The sequence below is a fragment of the Pantoea sp. C8B4 genome (genome assembly GCF_051336905.1).
GTDB classification, from domain to species: Bacteria; Pseudomonadota; Gammaproteobacteria; order Enterobacterales; family Enterobacteriaceae; genus Pantoea; species Pantoea rwandensis_B.
This window is the reverse complement of record NZ_JBGMNK010000010.1, coordinates 189,439-208,854: the sequence shown is the minus strand read 5'-3', so window position 1 is coordinate 208,854 and position 19,416 is coordinate 189,439. Positions and strand designations below refer to the sequence as shown.

Below are 19,416 nucleotides of genomic sequence, written 5' to 3'. Positions count from 1 at the left end.
ATGTCGCACTTGTTCAGGAACACGATGATGTAAGGAACGCCAACCTGACGACCCAGCAGGATGTGCTCACGGGTCTGTGGCATTGGGCCATCAGTCGCAGCAACAACCAGGATCGCGCCGTCCATCTGCGCAGCACCGGTGATCATGTTTTTTACATAGTCGGCGTGGCCTGGGCAGTCAACGTGTGCGTAGTGGCGAGTCGGGGTTTCATATTCAACGTGTGAAGTGTTGATGGTGATACCACGAGCTTTCTCTTCTGGCGCGTTATCGATCTGATCGAACGCTTTAGCAGAGCCGCCGTAGGTTTTAGCCAGAACGGTGGTGATAGCTGCAGTCAGAGTGGTTTTACCATGGTCAACGTGACCGATGGTGCCAACGTTTACGTGCAGTTTGTTACGCTGAAATTGCTCTTTCGCCATGGCGATAATTCCTTACGTTGTGCCTTCATGAGTCATGAAGGCATCAGTTCACAATTTTTAAACCGTAGCTTATTTGCTACGAGCTTCAATAACGGCCTGAGCGACGTTGTTCGGCGCATCATCGTACTTCAGGAACTCCATGGAGTAAGAAGCACGGCCTTTGGTCAGAGAACGCAGCTGGGTTGCATATCCGAACATTTCAGACAGCGGAACTTCAGCATGGATCTGAACGCCAGTAGCGTTAGATTCCTGTCCTTTGAGCATACCACGACGACGGCTAAGGTCACCGATAACGTCACCGGTGTTCTCTTCCGGAGTCTCTACTTCAACCTTCATGATCGGCTCAAGCAGAACTGGCTGTGCTTTCTTAAAGCCATCTTTGAAGGCTAAAGAAGCGGCCAGTTTAAACGCCAGCTCAGAGGAGTCAACGTCATGGTAAGAACCGAAGTGCAGACGAACACCCAGGTCAACTACCGGATAACCGGCCAGTGGACCAGACTTCAGCTGCTCCTGGATACCTTTATCAACCGCAGGGATGTATTCAGTTGGAATCACACCGCCCTTGATATCGTTGACAAATTCGTAGCCTTTCGGGTTAACACCCGGCTCCAGTGGGTACATGTCGATAACAACATGACCGTACTGACCACGACCACCAGACTGCTTAGCGTGTTTACCTTCAACATCGGTAACTTTAGAACGAATCGCTTCGCGATAAGCAACCTGTGGTTTACCGACGTTCGCTTCAACGTTGAACTCACGCTTCATACGGTCAACGATGATGTCTAGGTGCAGCTCACCCATACCCGCGATGATGGTCTGATTAGATTCTTCGTCAGTCCATACACGGAATGATGGATCTTCTTTCGCCAGACGACCCAGAGCCAGACCCATTTTTTCCTGGTCAGCTTTGGTTTTCGGCTCAACGGCGATAGAGATTACCGGCTCTGGGAATTCCATGCGCTCAAGAATGATGACGTTTTCTGGATCACACAGGGTGTCACCAGTGGTCACATCTTTCAGGCCGATCGCTGCTGCGATGTCGCCCGCACGAACTTCTTTGATCTCTTCACGTTTGTTTGCGTGCATCTGAACGATACGGCCCAGACGCTCACGGTTTGACTTAACCGGGTTGAACACGGTGTCACCGGTGTTAACAACACCAGAGTAAACGCGGAAGAAGGTCAGGTTACCCACAAACGGGTCGGTTGCGATTTTGAACGCCAGAGCAGCAAACGGCTCGTTGTCGTCAGAATGACGCTCAGCCGGCGTGTCTTTACCGTCGTCCAGCATACCGTTGATCGCGGTAACGTCAGTCGGTGCTGGCAGGTATTCAACAACCGCATCCAGCATCGCCTGAACACCTTTGTTCTTAAATGCAGAACCACAGGTTACCAGGATGATTTCGTTTTTCAGCACGCGCTTACGCAGAGAAGTTTTGATCTCTTCTTCAGTCAGCTCTTCACCGCCGAAGAATTTCTCCATCAGCTCATCAGAACCTTCAGCAGCGGCTTCAACCAGGTTGGCACGCCACTCTTGAGCCAGTTCCTGCATATCAGCTGGGATATCTTCGTAAACGAAGGTAACGCCCTGATCTTCATCGTTCCAGTTGATGGCTTTCATTTTCACCAGGTCAACAACACCGGTGAATTTCTCTTCTGCGCCAATAGCCAGCTGAAGTGGAACCGGGTTTGCACCCAGGCGCGTTTTCATCTGGTCAACAACTTTCAGGAAGTTAGCACCCATGCGGTCCATTTTGTTAACGAACGCGATGCGTGGAACTTTATATTTGTTAGCCTGGCGCCATACGGTTTCAGACTGTGGCTGAACACCACCAACCGCACAGTAAACCATTACTGCGCCATCAAGCACACGCATAGAACGCTCAACTTCGATGGTGAAGTCAACGTGTCCCGGGGTGTCAATGATGTTGACGTGGTGTGGCTCGAACTGCTTAGCCATACCTGACCAGTAACAGGTGGTTGCAGCGGAAGTGATGGTAATACCACGTTCCTGTTCCTGCTCCATCCAGTCCATGGTTGCGGCGCCGTCATGCACTTCACCGATTTTGTGGTTTACACCGGTGTAGAACAGAACACGTTCGGTAGTGGTAGTTTTACCGGCGTCGATGTGAGCACTGATACCGATGTTACGATAGCGCTCAATGGGTGTTTTACGAGCCATTTGATTCCTCTGATTCTGAGACGTTCTAAGTTAAAAAAGCCCAGCAGGTAAGCCACTGGGACGCCCGCTGGGTTAATAACAACTACGTGGCTGTTACCAGCGGTAGTGTGCGAACGCCTTGTTGGCTTCAGCCATACGGTGAACGTCTTCACGTTTCTTAACTGCAGTACCTTTGTTCTCTGCAGCGTCAGAAAGTTCGTTCGCCAGGCGAAGAGCCATTGATTTATCACCGCGTTTACGAGCAGCTTCAACGATCCAACGCATTGCCAGAGCATTACGACGAACCGGACGGACTTCAACTGGAACCTGGTAGGTTGAACCACCAACGCGACGTGACTTAACTTCTACAGTCGGACGTACGTTTTCGAGAGCAACTTCGAAAGCTTCCAGACCATCTTTACCTGCACGTTGAGCCAGGGTATCAAGTGCGGTATAGACGATAGATTCTGCAGTAGATTTTTTACCATCTACCATCAGGATGTTTACAAATTTAGCCAGCAATTCTGATCCGAACTTAGGATCTGGCAGGATTTTACGCTGACCAATGACGCGACGACGTGGCATGGAAATACTCCGTTGTTAATTCAGGATTGTCCAAAACTCTACGAGTTTATTTTGACATTAAAGTGAAAATGTTTGGCCTTACTTAACGGAGAACCATTAAGCCTTTGGCTTCTTCACGCCGTACTTGGAGCGTGACTGCTTACGGTCTTTAACACCTGAGCAGTCAAGCGCGCCGCGAACGGTGTGGTAACGCACACCTGGCAAGTCTTTAACACGACCGCCACGGATCAGGATCACTGAGTGTTCCTGGAGGTTATGACCTTCACCGCCGATGTAGGAGGTAACTTCAAAACCGTTAGTCAAACGCACACGGCAAACTTTACGCAGTGCTGAGTTTGGTTTTTTAGGGGTAGTGGTGTACACACGAGTACAAACACCACGTTTCTGCGGGCAAGCTTCCAGCGCAGGCACGTTGCTCTTTGCAACTTTGCGTACGCGTGGTTTGCGAACCAGCTGGTTAACTGTTGCCATTAAATAGCTCCTGGGATTTAGCTTTTTGCTTCGTAAACACGTAATAAATCGCCTCGTATTACTACGAGGAGGCAGAATTTTAGGGCTGTGTCAAAAGGGTGTCAAGAAATAACCAGGTTTTCCTTGCTACCAGGCCACTTGTTGTTGGTGCTTCACCGTCATCGCTACGAAACCAGTATAGTCCAAACGTGCTACTTTGGTCGAAATTTGCTCAACCAACCCACGCGCGACCACATCTTCCTCAAGGACCCAAAGCGCGGCCGGAGAGGCTTGCAGCTTGAAGAACATCTGGCTGCCCTCAAGCGCCGCCGTGACGCCATCCTGCATTAGCAGCAAATCGTCGCCCTCCTGCATCAGCAGTAACAGGCTATCGATATCGCATTGCCAGGGTGATTGCAGCAGCGTGTAGAGCATGTTGGATTCTCAGAAACGAAGGATTCGATGATAAGTGGCGAGTGTCTGGCGCAGTGTCGCGGCATCCAGCACTTCAGCCGTCATCACACGTTCAGCCGTCAGACTTTGCCCACGCGCATCAAGTGACTCGCGGCAGACGAAACACTGGTCGATGTCGTAGAGATCGAGCACGCCAAACGTCGCGATATAGTTGCGAGCCAAAATCTGCTCAGGCTGCTGTTCGCGTTGCAGTTGCAGCACGCCATCGCCAATAAAGAACAGTCCAATGTCTTCGCTAAGCGCGCCAGTGGCCAGCACCGCATCCAGCCCTTCCCTGCCCGCGCTGCTGCCGTGAGGTGCCTGAGTGAAAAGAAATGCCACGCGATTCATCAGAATTGCACCAGACGATCACAGCTCAACGCGGCTTCTGCCAGCGCACCTAAGCCGCTCAGTTCAAAACCAGGCTGCAAATTACTGCCTGCCAGTTGCAAGCGAGTGGCTTCCTGCTCATCCGTCACGCCACGGCGCAATGCGGCAGCCACGCAAATATTCAGCGCGGCACCGCTCTCTTCGCGCAGTTGTTGCCATGCGCGCACCACATCCACTTCATCGCTGGCAGGTGCACTAAGCTGGTTGGCATTCAGCACACCTTCTCTATAAAAGAAAACACTTTCCAGCTGATGCCCTGCTTTGAGCAACGCACGAGCAAACAGCAATGCACTACTGGCATGCTGCGTACCGTACGCCGGCCCCGTTACCAGCAAGGTATAACGCATTAGCGATCCTGCCCCTGGAAGTCACCGCTTTTGAACTGACGGATGTAGAGGTAAACCGTGTGCTTGGAAATATTGAGACGGTCAGCGACCTGGTTAATCGCATCCTTGATATCAAAAATTCCCTTCTCATACAGGTTGAGCACAATCTGGCGATTCTTGGCGTTGTTCGACACATTGCGGTCGTTACTCACTTCCTCAATGGTAAATTCCAGCGTTTGCATCACCAGGTCTTCGACTGAGCTGGCAAAGTTGACGTTGGAATCCACCTGCTGCATTTCCGGCGGCATAAAGGTCGACATAATCTGCGAGAACGGAACATCAAGGTTCATGTTGATACACAGCAGGCCAATCACTCGCTGCTGACGATTGCGAATCGCAATGGTGACAGATTTCATCAGCACACCGCTTTTGGCGCGCGTGAAGTAAGCACGGGACACATTGCTGTCTGCGCCATGCATATCATGCAGCATGCGCAATGCCAAATCGGTAATCGGCGAGCCCACTTTACGGCCGGTATGTTCACCGTTGGCGATGCGCACGGCGGAGCATTTCAAATCTTCCAGTGAATGCAGCACGATTTCGCAGTGCGAGCCGATCAGCATCGCGAGGCCATCAACGACGGCTTCGTAAGATTTGAGAATATCGTAATCGGCTTGCTCGAACGGACGTTGCTCCAGTAAATCGAAGTCAGTCAGTTCACCGGGATTGAATGGATTAGACATCGAAGACATTACCCTAAATGGCTGGAGCCTGTCTCGACAGCTTTGGGGCAGACTCATATTGTGATAGTTGTGCAGGCGCTAGTCTGGCAAATGTCGGGATGTTTAGCCAGAGCTTTACTCATTCCCCTAAACAATTTGGCTTGCTGCAAGACGGCATGTTCGTTCAGCCCTGAGCATTGCGAGTACAGCCAGCGAATCTCAAGTCTGGCGGACAAATAAAAACGCCGCCCGGAGGCGGCGTCAGAAGCGCAAGCAGATTACTGCGTTTTCTTATCAGCAGCGGCCGGAGCCTGTGCTTTCTCATCCGCTTTTGGCGCTGGCTTGATATCCAGCAACTCAACATCAAATACCAGCGTTGAGTTGGCCGGAATGCCCGGAACGCCATTTTTGCCGTAAGCCAGGTTCGGTGGGATCACCAGCTTGATCTTGCCGCCTTTCTTCACGTGCTTCAGACCTTCGGTCCAGCCTGGGATCACGCCGTCGAGACGGAATGACAGTGGCTCGCCACGGGTGTAAGAGTTATCGAACTCGGTACCGTCAATCAGCGTACCTTTATAGTTCACGACGACGGTGTCGCTGTCTTTAGGTGCGTCACCGGTGCCTTCTTTCTCAACCTGATACAGCAAGCCAGATTCAGTTTTCTTCACGCCTTTTTCTTTGGCGAATTTATCAGCGTAAGCGGCACCCTTGTCAGAGTTCTCTTTCGCGTCTTTTTCCATCTTCGCCTGTGCAGCGCCTTTCACGCGGCCTTCGAAGGCTTGCAGTGTCTGCTCGATCTCTTGATCAGACAGCTTGCTCTTGCCACCGAATGCATCCTGAACACCTGCGATCAGCTGATCTTTGTCCAGTTTGATGCCCAGCTTCTCTTGTTCCTTCAGAGAGTTGTCCATGTAGCGACCCAAAGAGGCACCCAGCGCATAAGCTGACTGCTGGTCTTCGTTTTTGAAGGCAGCATTTTTCGGTGCCTGCGGTGCTGCCTGAGCAGCGTCAGCCGGAGCCGCAGCGGTTTCAGCTGCCATTGCCAGCGGTGCATTCAGCGCAATGGCCATGGTGGTAGCTAACAATGTGACTTTAAACAGTGATTTCATCCTTTCTCCAAAACCGAAGCATCTAAACCTCGGGAATCATTGCGGACAGTGGCCCACACTATAACTTTACGTGGCAGCGGCGAACACTCCCACAACGTAATTACCCGCTTAACATCCGACCTTTTTTGCATCAGGAAGTTTCACCAGAGATGAAGGCATTAGCGCTGATTTCAACCGCAAAGCCCCATAAAGGTTAAAAATCGGGTGATTCTGGCGCTAAAGGCCGTAGAATCACGCCCGATACGCGCCAGGCGCAGCACCGTGACAGGAGAAGAGATGATGCAGCATGAAGAGTGGGAACAACGCCTTGAGGCGCTGGAGAGCAAACTGGCATTTCAGGAGCATACCATCGATCAGCTCAATCTGACGGTGACTCAACACGAACTAGAGATGAGTCGCATGCGCGAACAGGTACGTTTATTAGTGGATAAAGTGAAAGCAGCGACACCCTCACCGATTGCTTCGCAGTCCGAAGAGACGCCACCACCGCACTATTAAAGCAAAAGGCCACCCGGAGGTGGCCTTTTGTTGTTCAATGCAGAACTTAGTGGCTGCAGCCGCAACCGCCAGTACCACAACCGCCCTGGCCGTGATCGTGACCATGGTCGTGATCGTGGTCATGATGATGACCATCCGCGCCATGCACATGGCCGTGAGCGATTTCTTCTTCCGTTGCTTCACGGATCGCTACCACTTCCACGTTGAAGTTCAGGTTCTGACCCGCCAGCATGTGGTTACCATCAACCACAACGTGCTCGTCTTCCACTTCGGTGATTTCAACCGGCACTGGACCCTGATCGGTTTCTGCCAGGAAGCGCATGCCAACCTGCAGTTCGTCGACGCCCATGAACACGTCTTTTGGTACACGCTGCACCAGGTTGTCATCGTACTGACCGTAAGCGTCGTTTGCTGGAATATGCACATCAAACTTATCGCCAACCGCGTGATTTTCCAGCGCTTTTTCCAGACCAGAAATCAGGGAACCATGACCGTGCAGATAGTCCAACGGTGCACTCACCGGTGACTCGTCAACCAACACACCGTCTTCGGTACGAACCTGATACGCCAGGCTCACCACCAGGTCTTTTGCTACTTTCATGATATCTCCTAACCGTTGAGAACTGAGATCCCGTCTCATTGGTCTATTTTGCGTGCAATAACCAACCAGAAAGGTTCAAGACTGAGGATGCCAACAAATGTGTTGCTGCATACTGCTCAGCGTTAATGGCGCCGATTGTAGCGGAATTCAATCCCGCTGTAAGTTTAAGCTTAAAAAAAGCTGCGCCATTCCGCTACTCAGGATGAAAAATGCCGATCACTTGCTCATTGCTGCGCACCTTATCGCGAACTTGTTTATCCGCTTCACGCATTTGATGGCCGCACTGCACGCACTCCACCACTTCGACATTGTTTTCACGCCATAACGCCAGCGTGTCTTTTTCCTGACATTGCGGACATACCGCACCAGCAATAAAACGTTTACGCATACTCTTTCCTGCCCGCTATTAAGCAACGGATATGTTAAGTGTAGTCTTACTCGTCATCCCAACCGTCGATCTGGCGCTTTTCATGCTGCATTTCGCGCTGGAAGATGTCTTCTAACTCACGGCGAGCTTCACGCACACGTGAGGCCTGCGCATTATCATCGTGGCTTGGCACCAGCTCACGCAGCATGCGCATATCGAGTCGACGGAAGTGCTGTTGCGCACGTTGCGCCTGATGCGGATGCATGCCGAGTGAAATCAGCGTTTTGCGTCCCAGCTCCAGCGCACTGGAGAAGGTTTCACGCGAGAACAGCGTGACGCCCGCTTGCAGTAATTCATGGGCTTCCACACGGCCACGCGCACGCGCCAGGATTTCCAACTGCGGGAAGTGCTGCTGGCAAAGGTGAACGATGGACATCGAATCTTCCGGATCATTGCAGGTAATCACAATGGATTGTGCATTCTCCGCACCGGCAGCACGCAGTAACTCAAGCTCAGTGGCATCGCCATAGTAAACCTTATAGCCATATTTGCGCATCAGGCTGACAGCCGAGATGTCACGCTCCAGCACCGTAATACGCTTATTGTTAGCCATCAGCAAGCGACCCACCACCTGACCAAAACGACCAAAGCCCACCACAATCACCTGCGGCTGATCATCTTCGACAAACGGCTTCTCATTGTCATCATCGGGCTCATTGAACCGACGTGCGAGAATTTTATCTACACCCTGCATCAACAGCGGTGTGGTCATCATCGACAGCGTCACCGTCACCAGCAACAGGGGTAATTGATCGCCGCTAAACAGTTTGGCCGACGAGGCCGCCGAAAACAGCACAAAAGCAAATTCACCGCCCTGGCTAAGCACCCCGGCAAACTGCAGGCGCTCGGAACTGCGTAAGCCATAAATACGGCCCAGCACATAGAGCACCAGCGTTTTCACCGCCACCAGAATCACTACGCCTAGGATAATCTCCGCGATATGGGTATAGAGCACGCCCAAATTCAGCGCCATGCCGACGGAAATAAAGAACAGCCCGAGCAGCAACCCTTTGAAGGGTTCGATCGCCACTTCCAGCTCGTGCCGATATTCACTCTCGGCCAGCAGGATCCCGGCGATAAAGGTGCCGAGGGCCATCGACAGCCCTAGCATATCCATAAAAAGCGCCGAACCCAGCACCAATAATAATGAAGCCGCCGTGAACACTTCACGCACACCGGAAGCGGCGATAAAGCGGAAAATCGGACGCAGCAGATAACGGCCACCCACCAACATGCCGGCAAACGCCAGCACCTTCATACCCACTTTCAGCCAGTCAACATGACCGCTGTCCCCACCGGCCAGCAACGGCACAAGTGCTAATGCGGGGATGACAGCCAAATCCTGGAAGAGGAGCACTGAGAAGCCAAGCTGTCCTGCTTCGCTACGATTCATGCCTTTATCGCGCATCAATTGCAGTGCCATGGCCGTGGAGGACATGGCCAGGCCAATCCCGCCGATAATCGCGGCCTGCCAGCTAAAGTTGGTTAGCCACAGCAGCACACCAAGAATCGCCGCAGAAACCAATACCTGCGCAGCGCCCACGCCAAAGATTGAACGTCTTAACGCCCAGAGCTTGGCGGGATTCAACTCCAGCCCGATGATGAACATCAGGAACACCACGCCGAGTTCGGAGAAGTGCAGAATCTCATCAACGTCGCTGATAAAGCCTAGCCCCCACGGGCCGATGGCAATGCCGGCCAGCAGATAACCCAGTACGGCACCAATGCCAAGTCGTGCCGCAATCGGCACCACAACCACAGCAGCCACCAGATAAATCACTCCGGCGGTGAGTAACGTTTGACCTTCCATCACATCACTCCCTGCGGCAACGGTGACGAGAGCCAGTCACGGTAGGCACGCGCATAATTGCGCATCACTTCCGGCGTCTGACGGCGAGCCCAGTAGATCACCATCGGCGTCATCCAGTGCATACGACACATCTGCGCCGTCAGCTCAAACGGACGCATGATGTCGCTCATCGGATAACGATTCAGACCATTGTGGTGGTACGCAGTTTCTGGTTCTCCGGTGGTCACCACGCTGCGCCAGTACTTGCCCTCCAACGCATTCCCGTCCTGACCGCTGGCAAACCCGCGCGACAACACGCGATCCAGCCACTCTTTCAGCAAAGCCGGGCAGCTATAGGTGTATAGCGGGTGCTGGAAAACAATGATTTGGTGTTCGCGCAACAACTGCTGCTCGTAATGAATATCAATAAAAAAGTCCGGATAGTGGGCGTATAAATCGTGCACCGTGACGTGGTCCAGTTCCATAGCCGACTGCAGCAAAACCCGATTAGCAATCGAATCCTGTGTTTCCGGATGGGCGTAAAGCAGCAAAATTTTGGGTGGCTGCGACATCGTTCCCCTCCAAAGCGTCGTCACCGCAGCGGAATTCCGCTACCATGCTCGACGCAACTAACCATTATTGAATTATGTTGCCGATAAATTAACATATTCTGACGATACGGCGCTTATGATTGTCTTTTCCGCATTACAAATACGCCGCGGCACCAACGTGCTGCTGGACAACGCAACAGCCACCATTAATCCCGGCCAAAAAGTCGGTTTGGTGGGTAAGAACGGCTGTGGAAAATCCACGCTGCTGTCGCTACTGAAGGGCGAAATTAGCAGTGATGCAGGCAATTTCACTTTCCCAGGTAACTGGGCGCTGGCATGGGTGAACCAGGAAACCCCGGCCCTCAGTAAAGCCGCGCTGGAATATGTTATCGACGGCGACCGCGAATATCGTCAGCTTGAATCCGAATTAGCTGATGCCAACGCCAGGGATGACGGCAACGCCATCGCCCTGCTGCATGGCAAGCTGGATGCGATTCAGGCGTGGAGCATACATGCTCGCGCCTCCAGCCTGCTGCACGGATTGGGCTTTAGCCAGGAACAATTAATGCGGCCGGTGAGTGATTTCTCCGGCGGCTGGCGTATGCGCCTTAACCTTGCGCAAGCGCTGGTGTGCCGATCCGATCTGCTGCTGCTTGATGAACCGACTAACCACCTCGATCTTGACGCCGTTATCTGGCTAGAGCGCTGGTTGAAAAGCTATGAAGGCACGCTGATCCTGATCTCGCATGACCGTGACTTCCTTGATCCGGTGGTGGATAAAATCATTCATATCGAACAGCAGACGATGTTCGAGTACACCGGCAACTACAGCTCGTTCGAGCGCCAGCGCGTCGCCAAACTGGCGCAGCAGCAGGCGTTGTTCCAGAGCCAGCAGGAAAAAGTCCAGCACCTGCAAAAATACATCGATCGCTTCCGCGCCCAGGCCACCAAAGCCAAACAGGCGCAGAGCCGTATCAAGATGCTGGAGCGCATGGAGTTAATTGCCCCGGCTCACGTCGATAACCCGTTCAGCTTCAGCTTCCGCGCACCAGAAAGCCTGCCCAATCCATTACTGAAAATGGAGAAAGTCACGGCGGGTTATGGTGAGCGCATCATTCTTGATGCCATCAAACTGAATCTGGTGCCGGGTTCACGCATCGGTCTGCTCGGCCGTAACGGTGCGGGTAAATCAACGCTGATCAAACTGCTGGCCGGTGAGATTGAAGCGCTGGATGGCAAAGTTGGCCTGGCAAAAGGCATCAAGCTTGGCTACTTCGCTCAGCATCAACTTGAATACCTGCGCGCCGATGAATCGCCATTGCAGCATCTGGCCCGCATTGCGCCACAAACGCTGGAACAACAGCTGCGTGATTATCTCGGCGGCTTCGGTTTCCAGGGGGATAAAGTCAGTGAAATCACCGAACGTTTCTCCGGCGGTGAAAAAGCGCGGCTGGTGCTGGCACTGATCGTCTGGCAACGTCCAAATCTGCTGCTACTCGATGAACCGACCAACCACCTCGATCTCGACATGCGTCAGGCATTGACCGAAGCGCTGATTGATTTCGAAGGCGCGCTGGTTGTGGTTTCGCATGACCGTCATTTACTACGATCCACCACCGACGATCTCTATCTGGTGCATGACCGCAAAGTCGATGTGTTTGAAGGCGATCTCGATGATTACCAGCAGTGGTTGAGCGATCTGCAAAAGCAGCAAGCCCAGCAGGATGCTGCACCGAAGCAGGATAACGCCAACAGCGCCCAGTCTCGTAAAGATCAGAAACGCCGCGATGCCGAACTGCGTGCGCAAACCCAGCCGTTGCGTAAAGAGATCGAGAAGTTAGAGAAGCAGATGGCGAAGTGGCAGAGCCAGCTCAGTGAAGCGGAAGCGATGCTGTCAGACAGTGCAATTTACGATCAGAGCCGTAAGGCCGATTTAACCTCGGCGCTGCAACGTCAGGCAGAGAGTAAATCTGCATTAGAAGACGTTGAAATGGCCTGGCTGGATGCGCAAGAACAGCTGGAGCAGATGCTGGCGGGCTAGCCGCTAGGTTGATTCTGTAGGGTTCGCATTTTGCGAACCTGGTAAATTGTGTTGCTGTTTATGTTGCTGCCGGGTTTGGTGTAAGGGCCAGAAAAGCCCCGCCCGATCGCAAAGGGATCACGCATCCATGCTGATCGACCGCCACATCCATGTGGCGGACGCTTTGCTCTTCGGGCGGGGCTTTCCTGTCCTGTTTAGATTCTCATCGCTGTATCTTGTGCGCTTGTCTGGATGTTTGCACACTTCGTAGCGGCGCAATTTATTGCGCATTTTTTTAGACACGCGCGATAAATAGTGCCGCTACGGATATGAATCAGCCAGTTAGAACGGCACATCACCCAGCACGGTTGCGCGATGCATCACTCTACGCGCCGGATAATAATCCGCATTGGCATAATGCTGCGTGACGCGGTTATCCCAAATAGCCACATCATTCTCCTGCCAGCGCCAGCGCACCTGAAACTCCGGTTTTGCCGTGTGCCAGAACAGGAAATTCAGCAGTGCTTCGCTCTCCTTCTCACGCAATCCCAGTAAACGCGTCGTGAAGCCTTCATTCACAAACAGCGCCTTACGCCCGCTCACCGGGTGCGTGCGAATGACGGGATGGTGCACCGGCGGATGCTTCGCCACGGCCTGTTGCCAGCGTTGATGTTCCTCTTCGGTCATACGGTATTTATATTCCTGGAATGACTTCTTGAAATCGTGTTCTGCCTGCAAGCCACTCAGCAGCTGCTTGAAAGGCTCGGACAGCGCTTCATAAGCCGCAATGCCGGTGGACCACAACGTGTCGCCACCGCTTTCCGGCAGCAGCTTCGACGCTAAAATCGCAATCGCTGGCGGCGTTTGAATAAAGGTCACATCGGTGTGCCAGTTATCGTTATCCGGCGGATTATCCTGATGGGTATCCAGCACGATAATCTCATCCACTCCTTCCGCGTGCGGATACACCGGATGGATGTGCAGATCGCCGAAGCGGATCGCCAGAGCGCGCTGCTGTTCCGGTGTGATCACCTGATTGCGCAGAAACAACACCTGATGGCGCAGCAGACCATGATAAAGCTGTTCAAACTGCGCGTCGCTTAATGGGCGGCTGAGATCAAGATCGCTAACCTGCGCACCGATATGCGGGCCCAGCGCGGTAAAAGTGATACGTTCGTTCATTGCTGTTCTCCATTCCAGGGCGTTAATCGGCGCTGCAAAGCGCGCAGACCCAGTTCTAAGCTAAAAGCGATCAAGGCAATCACGGCGATTCCGGCCAGCACCACTTCGGTGGCAAGGAATTCGCCCGCCGACTGCACCATAAATCCCAGCCCGCGCGTGGCGGCAATCAGTTCGGCAGCCACCAGCGTTGACCAGCCGACGCCGAGGCCAATGCGCAAACCGGTGAGAATTTCCGGCAAGGCGCCCGGCAAGATGACAAAGCGCAGCAGCTGCCAGCGCGACGCGCCCAATGCCTGTGCCGCGCGAATCCGTACCTGCTGAGCATTCTTCACACCCGCCAACGTCGAGAGCGTCACCGGCGCGAAGATCGCCAGATAAATCAGTAAAATTTTTGAGGTCTCACCGATACCAAACCAAATCACCATCAGCGGCAAATAAGCGAGCGGTGGCACCGGGCGATAGAGTTCAATCAGTGGATCGAGCAGCCCCCGAATCGCCGGGCTTAGGCCCATCGCAATGCCGACGGGAATGCCAATCAGCGCGGCAAAGAACAGCGCCACCAGCATGCGCGTCAGGCTGGCGCCCAGGTGCTGCCATAACGTGGCATCCATAAAGCCTTGCGGGCTGGCAATCAGCAGCAGCTTTTGCAGCACCTGCTGTGGCGGCGGCAGAAACAAAGGGGCCACCAAACCCAGCGTTGTGACGCCCCACCACACCAGCAGCAACAACGCGACACTCAGTAGACTCAATGAAAACTGGGGGGAAAACGGCCAGCGCAGTGTGCGTCGGCGAGTCTGGGTTTTCTCATCAATCACCGCACTCATACAAACGCCTCCCGCTGAGAAAAGACCTGATTCAGCACATATTCACGGCGCTCGATAAAGGCCGGGTCGGATTTAATACTGCGGCACGCTTCACCGGCAGCGAACCGCTGACCAAAATCGAGTTTGATACGCTCCACCACTCGACCGGGTCCCGGAGACAACAGCACCAGTTCGCTGGCAAGAAACACCGCTTCTTCAATATCGTGGGTAATCAGCAGAATCTGTTTGCCGGTATCGCGCCACAGCGTCAGCAGCAGGGTTTGCATCTGTTCGCGTGTAAAGGCATCGAGCGCACCAAATGGCTCATCTAACAGCAGCAACTGAGGATCAGCCGCCAGCGCACGCGCAATCCCCACACGCTGACGTTGACCCCCAGAGAGCTGCCAGATAAAACGCTTTTCGGCTCCTTCCAGTCCCACTTTGCGGATCAAACGACGCGCAATCGCATGACGTTCTGCTTTCGCCATACCCGTCAGTTGCAAACCAAACGCCACGTTATCGATCACTTTGCGCCACGGCAGTAGCCCTTCATTCTGAAACACCACGCCGCGTTCTGCGCCCGGTCCATTTACCGCTTTACCATCAAGCGTGATACTGCCTGACTCCAGCGGCAGGAATCCGGCGATCAAGTTCAGTAAGGTGGTTTTGCCACAGCCAGACGGTCCCAGCACCACCAGCAGGTCGCGTTGATCCAGCTGCAGATTGATATCCTGCAGCACCGGTTGTCCGGCGTAACGTGCATTCAGGTTGGTGATGCTGAGCATACGGCCTCCGTTATTTCGCTAAAGGCGCGACAAAGCGCGTCGTGACAAAGCTGCTGTAATCATTAGCTGCATCCGGCACTTTGCCCTGCTCTTTCAGGAAGTGCGCGGTATCAACAATGGCTTTGTTCACTGGCTTGCCCAGCTGTTCCACCTGCTGCTGTGCGGTCAGGTAGGTATTGCCTTGCACCAGCACCGGCACATCGCTTTCCGGTACGCCACTCAGGCGCGCCAGTTTGCTGAGATTGTCGGGCTGCTTCAGCCACTGTTCTGGATTTGCAATGTAGGCTTGCTGTGCCTCAATCGCACTGCGCGCGAAAGCGGTCACCACTTCAGGATGCTGCTGAGCGAAATCCTTGCGCACCACCCACACATCCAGCGTTGGCGATCCCCATTTGCCCACCTGAGAAGAGTCGGTTAACACCGTGCCATCCTTTTCCAGCTCGTTAACCGCCGGTGACCAGACGTACGCGCCGTCGATATCACCGCGTTTCCACGCTGCAATAATGGCTGGCGGTTGCAGATTCACTAACTGCACCTGCGATGGCTTGATGCCCCAATGTTTGAGCGCTGACAGCAGGCTGTAATGGGTGGTGGAGATGAAGGGCACGGCGATGCGTTTGCCAATCAGATCCTTGGGACTGGTGATGGATTTTTTGACCACCAGCGCTTCGGAATTGCCAAGCTGTGATGCCAGTAAGAAAGCTTCGATGGGCAACTGCTGTGTTGCCGCCACTGCCAGCGGGCTGGACCCGATATTACCGATTTGCACATCACCGGAAGCCAATGCCCGCAGCACGCTGGCACCGCTATCAAACTTGCGCCAGTCCACCGTCGCACCACTCTCTTTGGCAAAGGTGTTATCGGCCTGCGCCACTTTGGCCGGTTCCGCCGAGGTTTGATACGCCACGGTGACATTCACCGCCTGTGCCTGAAACGCCATCAGGGCCAATGCTGCCGCCACTGCTGTTATTGTTTTTTTTACTGCCATCATCGTTCACCCCAATGTTATGTCGTGATGGCAGTTTCTCTAGCGGCTGTAATTTCATAAAGGAATTAAAAATTATCCCTAATGAAAATCTGTTCTTAGATCAACATTGGGCAACGCTATGCAAAATGCGCAAATGCAAAGAAGGCGTAAAGACGGAAATATGTCACACGCTCACATAGCGACTGTGCTATTGATAGGCGTCTGATTTTTCACCTCTACTGGCGGTACTGAAATCCATGTCGATTGAGAAAGTTGCCCGCCTTGCTGGCGTGTCTAAAGCTACGGTTTCTCGGGTGCTGAACCAGCATCCGGGCGTGCGTTCTGATACGCGAGCAAAGGTATTGGCGGCCATCGATCACTGTGACTATCAGCCCAACCTGCTGGCTCGCCAGCTGCGTACTGCCCAGAGCCATATGTTGCTGGTGTTAATTTCAGACATCACCAATCCCTTCTGCTCACGTGTGGTGCAAGGCATTGAAGCTGAAGCCGAAGCGCAGGGTTATCACATCCTGTTGTGCAATTCGGCCTCGCAGCTGCCGCGTGAAGCCGCTTATCTGGCGTTATTAAGCGGTAAGGTGGTTGATGGCGTGATCACCATGGATGCCGCGGCCTGCCTGCAACAGCTGAAGGGTTTGATAGGTGACGCGCCTTGGGTGCAATGCGCCGAATACGATCCGGCTATCGCCGCTTCCAGTGTCACGATTGACAATAAAGAAGCGGCTTACGAAACCGTGCGTTATCTGGCCAATAAAGGCCGCCGCCGTATTGCATTGGTTAACTGTGATATGCGCTACCTTTACTCGCATCAGCGTGAAAGTGGCTATCGCGAAGCGCTGGAGCAGCTGGAACTGAATTGGGGTGGCGTGGCATACGCCGAAAACATTTCGTGTGAAGCGGGCAGTGCCGCACTGCGTGAACTGCTGGCGCGACCGGAGCGACCAGACGCCGTGTTTGCGGTCTCAGATGTGCTGGCGGTTGGCGTGATTCACGCCGCGCTGGAGGCAGGATTGCGCATTCCGGAAGATCTCGCTGTCGTGGGGTTTGATGGCATTCCCTTCACCAGCAGCCTCAATCCACCGCTGACTACCATCGAACAACCGATGAATCGGCTGGGTGCACGCAGTGTTCAGCTGCTACTGAACCGCATCCGCCAGCCGCTCAGTGAAGTGGTGCGTGAGGTGTTACCCTGGAAGCGCGTTGAACGCGCCTCCAGCTAACTCAACGCCAAATCAGCAGTACACAGGCTGCCGTGAGCGCACCCATCGCCAGGTTGAAGATTTTCCACGCACGCGGGCTGCGCAACAACCGGCCAATCAGCGAACCAAATCCCATCCAGATAACACCGGATACCACATTAACCAGCGCCATGCCGATACTGATGGCGATCACGGAATGCAGATACGCGTCGCCCGCAAGGCTGAAGCTGGCCACCGCGCCCAACGCCATCAGCCAGGCTTTTGGGTTGATCAGCTGTAACAGACCACCCTGCCAGAACGGCATCTGTTTCACCGTGGCGTCTTCGGTTTCCAGCTTCTCGTACTCTGCGGTGGCAATTTTCCACGCCAGCCACAGCAGATAGAGACTACCGGCAATCTTCAGCACCAGATGCAGTGAAGGATAAAGCAGGATCAAACCGCCGATGCCAAATGCCACCATCAGCAACATGACTTGCATACCAATCATGATACCAATGAGCAGCGGGATGGTGCGCAGGAAGCCAAAATTAGCACCTGAGGCGGTAAGTAACATATTATTGGGCCCTGGCGTGATGGCAGCGACCCAAAGAAAACCCAACATTGATAAAAAAAGACTCAGTTCCATGTATATTCGGGTGCTCCTCACCCAGTAAAGCGGACAACCCATCGAAGCTATCAGCGAGTTATGCATCAGACAAGCCTTTACCCAAGCTATTTTGATCGCCTGAACGGCGAGCGATTCACTCCGCTGCGCGGATTCAGTAACGCGCATCTGCAAACCCTGCTGCCGCGCATACTGCGTCGGCGCGTAACCCTGCGTCCGCACTGGCAGCGACTTGACCTGCCTGACGGTGATTTTGTTGATCTCGCGTGGAGCGAAGACCCCGCGCAGGCGCGCCACAAGCCGCGTATGGTGATGTTTCATGGCCTGGAAGGCAGCTTCCGTAGCCCGTATGCTCATGGCTTAATGCAGGCGTGTCAGGCGCGGGGCTGGCTGGCGGTGGTGATGCACTTTCGTGGCTGCAGTGGCGAACCTAATCGCCTGGAACGCATTTATCATTCCGGTGAAACCGAAGACGCGACCTTTTTCTTGCACTGGCTGCAACGCGAATGGGGCACGGTGCCGACGGCAGCAGTGGGCGTTTCACTCGGTGGCAATATGCTGGCCTATTTATTGGGCATGCAGGGCAATGATGTGCCTGTGGATGCAGCCGTCGCGATTTCGGCACCCTTTGCGCTCGAACCCTGCAGTGAAAAGCTCGATGCCGGCTTCTCACGTTTCTATCAGCACTATTTACTGACCAAGCTGAAACAGAACGCCACGCGCAAACTGCTGGCCTGGCCTGGCACGCTGCCGGTGGAACTGAGCCAGCTGCGGGCATTTCGCCGCATTCGTGAGTTTGATGATGCGATTACCGCACGGGCGCACGGTTTTCTGGATGCCAACGACTATTATCAACGTGCCAGCGCTATGCCGCTGCTCACGGGCGTGCGCAAGCCGCTGCTGATCATCCATGCCAAAGACGATCCCTTTATGACCGATGCGGTAATCCCGCAGCCGGAGCAACTGTCGCCTTCGATTGAATATCAGCTGACGCAAAAAGGCGGTCACGTTGGCTTTGTCGGCGGTACGTTAATGAAGCCGAAAATGTGGCTGGAACAGCGTGTGCCTGACTGGCTTTCAACCTATCTGGATGTGTGATCGTGATTATTCCCTGGCAAGAACTTGAAGTCGCAACACTGGAAAACCTGATTGAAACTTTCGTGCTGCGCGAAGGCACCGACTATGGTGAGCAGGAGCGCAGCCTGGAACAGAAAGTCGCCGACGTGCGCCGCCAACTGGAGCGCGGAGACGTTGTGCTGGTGTGGTCGGAACTGCACGAATCCGTCAACATTATGCCGAAAGGCGAGTTTCGCGGTTAATGCACCCCACAGTAATTCGTGGTAACAATGCTCATC

General features: G+C 53.8%; 23 protein-coding genes. 5 read left to right on the top strand and 18 right to left on the bottom strand.

The features are described 5' to 3' along the window. The 9 genes from ACCW76_RS14580 to fkpA form a co-directional block, all read right to left on the bottom strand. Positions 1 to 419: GTP-binding protein (locus tag ACCW76_RS14580; RefSeq protein WP_436338942.1), on the bottom strand; the 419-nt coding region annotated here is incomplete at its 3' end. Between the two features lie 69 nt (positions 420 to 488). After that, positions 489 to 2,603, bottom strand: coding sequence for an elongation factor G (gene fusA, locus ACCW76_RS14575; RefSeq protein WP_436338940.1), 2,115 nt, complete (start codon positions 2,601 to 2,603; stop codon positions 489 to 491). 93 nt (positions 2,604 to 2,696) lie between these two features. Next, positions 2,697 to 3,167, bottom strand: a complete 471-nt coding sequence (rpsG, locus tag ACCW76_RS14570; protein WP_007886246.1) for a 30S ribosomal protein S7 — start codon at positions 3,165 to 3,167, stop codon at positions 2,697 to 2,699. A gap of 96 nt (positions 3,168 to 3,263) precedes the next feature. After that, positions 3,264 to 3,638 carry a 30S ribosomal protein S12 gene (gene rpsL / locus ACCW76_RS14565; RefSeq protein WP_006120575.1) on the bottom strand — a complete coding sequence of 125 codons (375 nt, stop codon included), beginning with the start codon at positions 3,636 to 3,638 and terminating at the stop codon, positions 3,264 to 3,266. Positions 3,639 to 3,764: 126 nt separating this feature from the next. Next, positions 3,765 to 4,052: a sulfurtransferase complex subunit TusB gene (gene tusB / locus ACCW76_RS14560; protein WP_436338938.1), complete on the bottom strand. Its 288-nt coding sequence runs from the start codon at positions 4,050 to 4,052 to the stop codon at positions 3,765 to 3,767. Between the two features lie 9 nt (positions 4,053 to 4,061). Further along, positions 4,062 to 4,421 (bottom strand): sulfurtransferase complex subunit TusC, encoded by a 360-nt coding sequence (gene tusC / locus ACCW76_RS14555; RefSeq protein WP_038644324.1) that lies wholly within the window; start codon positions 4,419 to 4,421, stop codon positions 4,062 to 4,064. Further along, entirely contained in the window at positions 4,421 to 4,807 is a 387-nt protein-coding gene (tusD, locus tag ACCW76_RS14550) for a sulfurtransferase complex subunit TusD (protein WP_038644322.1), read from the bottom strand. The genes tusC and tusD overlap by 1 nt, the downstream gene beginning before the upstream one ends. After that, on the bottom strand, positions 4,807 to 5,529 hold the full coding sequence (locus tag ACCW76_RS14545; protein ID WP_034830776.1) for a helix-turn-helix transcriptional regulator: 723 nt from the start codon (positions 5,527 to 5,529) through the stop codon (positions 4,807 to 4,809). The genes tusD and ACCW76_RS14545 overlap by 1 nt, the downstream gene beginning before the upstream one ends. A 257-nt stretch (positions 5,530 to 5,786) precedes the next feature. Continuing rightward, on the bottom strand, positions 5,787 to 6,617 hold the full coding sequence (gene fkpA / locus ACCW76_RS14540) for an FKBP-type peptidyl-prolyl cis-trans isomerase (RefSeq protein ID WP_436338935.1): 831 nt from the start codon (positions 6,615 to 6,617) through the stop codon (positions 5,787 to 5,789). 279 nt (positions 6,618 to 6,896) lie between these two features. On the opposite strand from fkpA, the gene ACCW76_RS14535 reads away from it, so the two are divergent. Continuing rightward, positions 6,897 to 7,115, top strand: coding sequence for a SlyX family protein (locus ACCW76_RS14535; RefSeq protein WP_034830802.1), 219 nt, complete (start codon positions 6,897 to 6,899; stop codon positions 7,113 to 7,115). Between the two features lie 46 nt (positions 7,116 to 7,161). Here the strand turns inward: ACCW76_RS14535 and slyD are convergent, their stop codons facing one another. The 4 genes from slyD to kefG all read right to left on the bottom strand — a co-directional run bounded on the left by slyD (position 7,162) and on the right by kefG (position 10,504). Then, positions 7,162 to 7,716: a peptidylprolyl isomerase gene (slyD, locus tag ACCW76_RS14530; protein WP_034830781.1), complete on the bottom strand. Its 555-nt coding sequence runs from the start codon at positions 7,714 to 7,716 to the stop codon at positions 7,162 to 7,164. Positions 7,717 to 7,909: 193 nt separating this feature from the next. After that, on the bottom strand, positions 7,910 to 8,104 hold the full coding sequence (locus ACCW76_RS14525; RefSeq protein WP_034830784.1) for a YheV family putative zinc ribbon protein: 195 nt from the start codon (positions 8,102 to 8,104) through the stop codon (positions 7,910 to 7,912). A 46-nt stretch (positions 8,105 to 8,150) separates the two neighbouring features. Then, a complete protein-coding gene (kefB, locus tag ACCW76_RS14520) occupies positions 8,151 to 9,953 on the bottom strand; it encodes a glutathione-regulated potassium-efflux system protein KefB (protein ID WP_200680279.1) in 1,803 nt (600 codons plus the stop codon). After that, positions 9,953 to 10,504 (bottom strand): glutathione-regulated potassium-efflux system ancillary protein KefG, encoded by a 552-nt coding sequence (gene kefG / locus ACCW76_RS14515; RefSeq protein WP_034830789.1) that lies wholly within the window; start codon positions 10,502 to 10,504, stop codon positions 9,953 to 9,955. Before kefG ends, kefB begins: the two co-directional genes overlap by 1 nt. A 115-nt stretch (positions 10,505 to 10,619) precedes the next feature. On the opposite strand from kefG, the gene ACCW76_RS14510 reads away from it, so the two are divergent. Further along, positions 10,620 to 12,524, top strand: coding sequence for an ABC transporter ATP-binding protein (locus ACCW76_RS14510; protein WP_200538693.1), 1,905 nt, complete (start codon positions 10,620 to 10,622; stop codon positions 12,522 to 12,524). 321 nt (positions 12,525 to 12,845) lie between these two features. Here the strand turns inward: ACCW76_RS14510 and tauD are convergent, their stop codons facing one another. Genes tauD through tauA form a run of 4 tightly spaced genes read right to left on the bottom strand, consistent with a single transcriptional unit; the run spans position 12,846 to position 16,264 of the window. Then, the gene (gene tauD / locus ACCW76_RS14505; protein ID WP_436338932.1) at positions 12,846 to 13,685 is read right to left on the bottom strand and encodes a taurine dioxygenase; all 840 of its coding nucleotides are present in this window, start codon (positions 13,683 to 13,685) and stop codon (positions 12,846 to 12,848) included. Next, on the bottom strand, positions 13,682 to 14,509 hold the full coding sequence (gene tauC, locus ACCW76_RS14500) for a taurine ABC transporter permease TauC (RefSeq protein WP_436338930.1): 828 nt from the start codon (positions 14,507 to 14,509) through the stop codon (positions 13,682 to 13,684). The genes tauD and tauC overlap by 4 nt, the downstream gene beginning before the upstream one ends. Continuing rightward, positions 14,506 to 15,273, bottom strand: a complete 768-nt coding sequence (tauB, locus tag ACCW76_RS14495; RefSeq protein ID WP_436338928.1) for a taurine ABC transporter ATP-binding subunit — start codon at positions 15,271 to 15,273, stop codon at positions 14,506 to 14,508. Before tauB ends, tauC begins: the two co-directional genes overlap by 4 nt. A gap of 10 nt (positions 15,274 to 15,283) precedes the next feature. Beyond that, complete coding sequence (gene tauA / locus ACCW76_RS14490; protein WP_436338926.1) at positions 15,284 to 16,264, bottom strand: taurine ABC transporter substrate-binding protein; 981 nt, start codon at positions 16,262 to 16,264, stop codon at positions 15,284 to 15,286. 233 nt (positions 16,265 to 16,497) lie between these two features. On the opposite strand from tauA, the gene ACCW76_RS14485 reads away from it, so the two are divergent. Further along, positions 16,498 to 17,478: a LacI family DNA-binding transcriptional regulator gene (locus ACCW76_RS14485; protein WP_436338924.1), complete on the top strand. Its 981-nt coding sequence runs from the start codon at positions 16,498 to 16,500 to the stop codon at positions 17,476 to 17,478. Position 17,479: 1 nt separating this feature from the next. On the opposite strand, the gene ACCW76_RS14480 is transcribed toward ACCW76_RS14485, so the two are convergent. Continuing rightward, on the bottom strand, positions 17,480 to 18,082 hold the full coding sequence (locus ACCW76_RS14480; protein WP_038644309.1) for a LysE family translocator: 603 nt from the start codon (positions 18,080 to 18,082) through the stop codon (positions 17,480 to 17,482). Positions 18,083 to 18,142: 60 nt separating this feature from the next. On the opposite strand from ACCW76_RS14480, the gene ACCW76_RS14475 reads away from it, so the two are divergent. Together ACCW76_RS14475 and ACCW76_RS14470 are read left to right on the top strand one after the other, a co-directional pair. Then, positions 18,143 to 19,159, top strand: coding sequence for a hydrolase (locus ACCW76_RS14475; protein ID WP_038644307.1), 1,017 nt, complete (start codon positions 18,143 to 18,145; stop codon positions 19,157 to 19,159). Between the two features lie 2 nt (positions 19,160 to 19,161). Continuing rightward, on the top strand, positions 19,162 to 19,380 hold the full coding sequence (locus tag ACCW76_RS14470; RefSeq protein ID WP_034820041.1) for a YheU family protein: 219 nt from the start codon (positions 19,162 to 19,164) through the stop codon (positions 19,378 to 19,380). Positions 19,381 to 19,416: the final 36 nt, after the last annotated feature.

Coding starts and splice junctions, on each gene's coding strand:
- fusA (WP_436338940.1), bottom strand. CDS start 2,603: ATGGCTCGTAAAACACCCATTGAGCGCTATCGTAACATCGGTATCAGT.
- rpsG (WP_007886246.1), bottom strand. CDS start 3,167: ATGCCACGTCGTCGCGTCATTGGTCAGCGTAAAATCCTGCCAGATCCT.
- rpsL (WP_006120575.1), bottom strand. CDS start 3,638: ATGGCAACAGTTAACCAGCTGGTTCGCAAACCACGCGTACGCAAAGTT.
- tusB (WP_436338938.1), bottom strand. CDS start 4,052: ATGCTCTACACGCTGCTGCAATCACCCTGGCAATGCGATATCGATAGC.
- tusC (WP_038644324.1), bottom strand. CDS start 4,421: ATGAATCGCGTGGCATTTCTTTTCACTCAGGCACCTCACGGCAGCAGC.
- tusD (WP_038644322.1), bottom strand. CDS start 4,807: ATGCGTTATACCTTGCTGGTAACGGGGCCGGCGTACGGTACGCAGCAT.
- ACCW76_RS14545 (WP_034830776.1), bottom strand. CDS start 5,529: ATGTCTAATCCATTCAATCCCGGTGAACTGACTGACTTCGATTTACTG.
- fkpA (WP_436338935.1), bottom strand. CDS start 6,617: ATGAAATCACTGTTTAAAGTCACATTGTTAGCTACCACCATGGCCATT.
- ACCW76_RS14535 (WP_034830802.1), top strand. CDS start 6,897: ATGCAGCATGAAGAGTGGGAACAACGCCTTGAGGCGCTGGAGAGCAAA.
- slyD (WP_034830781.1), bottom strand. CDS start 7,716: ATGAAAGTAGCAAAAGACCTGGTGGTGAGCCTGGCGTATCAGGTTCGT.
- ACCW76_RS14525 (WP_034830784.1), bottom strand. CDS start 8,104: ATGCGTAAACGTTTTATTGCTGGTGCGGTATGTCCGCAATGTCAGGAA.
- kefB (WP_200680279.1), bottom strand. CDS start 9,953: ATGGAAGGTCAAACGTTACTCACCGCCGGAGTGATTTATCTGGTGGCT.
- kefG (WP_034830789.1), bottom strand. CDS start 10,504: ATGTCGCAGCCACCCAAAATTTTGCTGCTTTACGCCCATCCGGAAACA.
- ACCW76_RS14510 (WP_200538693.1), top strand. CDS start 10,620: ATGATTGTCTTTTCCGCATTACAAATACGCCGCGGCACCAACGTGCTG.
- tauD (WP_436338932.1), bottom strand. CDS start 13,685: ATGAACGAACGTATCACTTTTACCGCGCTGGGCCCGCATATCGGTGCG.
- tauC (WP_436338930.1), bottom strand. CDS start 14,509: ATGAGTGCGGTGATTGATGAGAAAACCCAGACTCGCCGACGCACACTG.
- tauB (WP_436338928.1), bottom strand. CDS start 15,273: ATGCTCAGCATCACCAACCTGAATGCACGTTACGCCGGACAACCGGTG.
- tauA (WP_436338926.1), bottom strand. CDS start 16,264: ATGATGGCAGTAAAAAAAACAATAACAGCAGTGGCGGCAGCATTGGCC.
- ACCW76_RS14485 (WP_436338924.1), top strand. CDS start 16,498: ATGTCGATTGAGAAAGTTGCCCGCCTTGCTGGCGTGTCTAAAGCTACG.
- ACCW76_RS14480 (WP_038644309.1), bottom strand. CDS start 18,082: ATGGAACTGAGTCTTTTTTTATCAATGTTGGGTTTTCTTTGGGTCGCT.
- ACCW76_RS14475 (WP_038644307.1), top strand. CDS start 18,143: ATGCATCAGACAAGCCTTTACCCAAGCTATTTTGATCGCCTGAACGGC.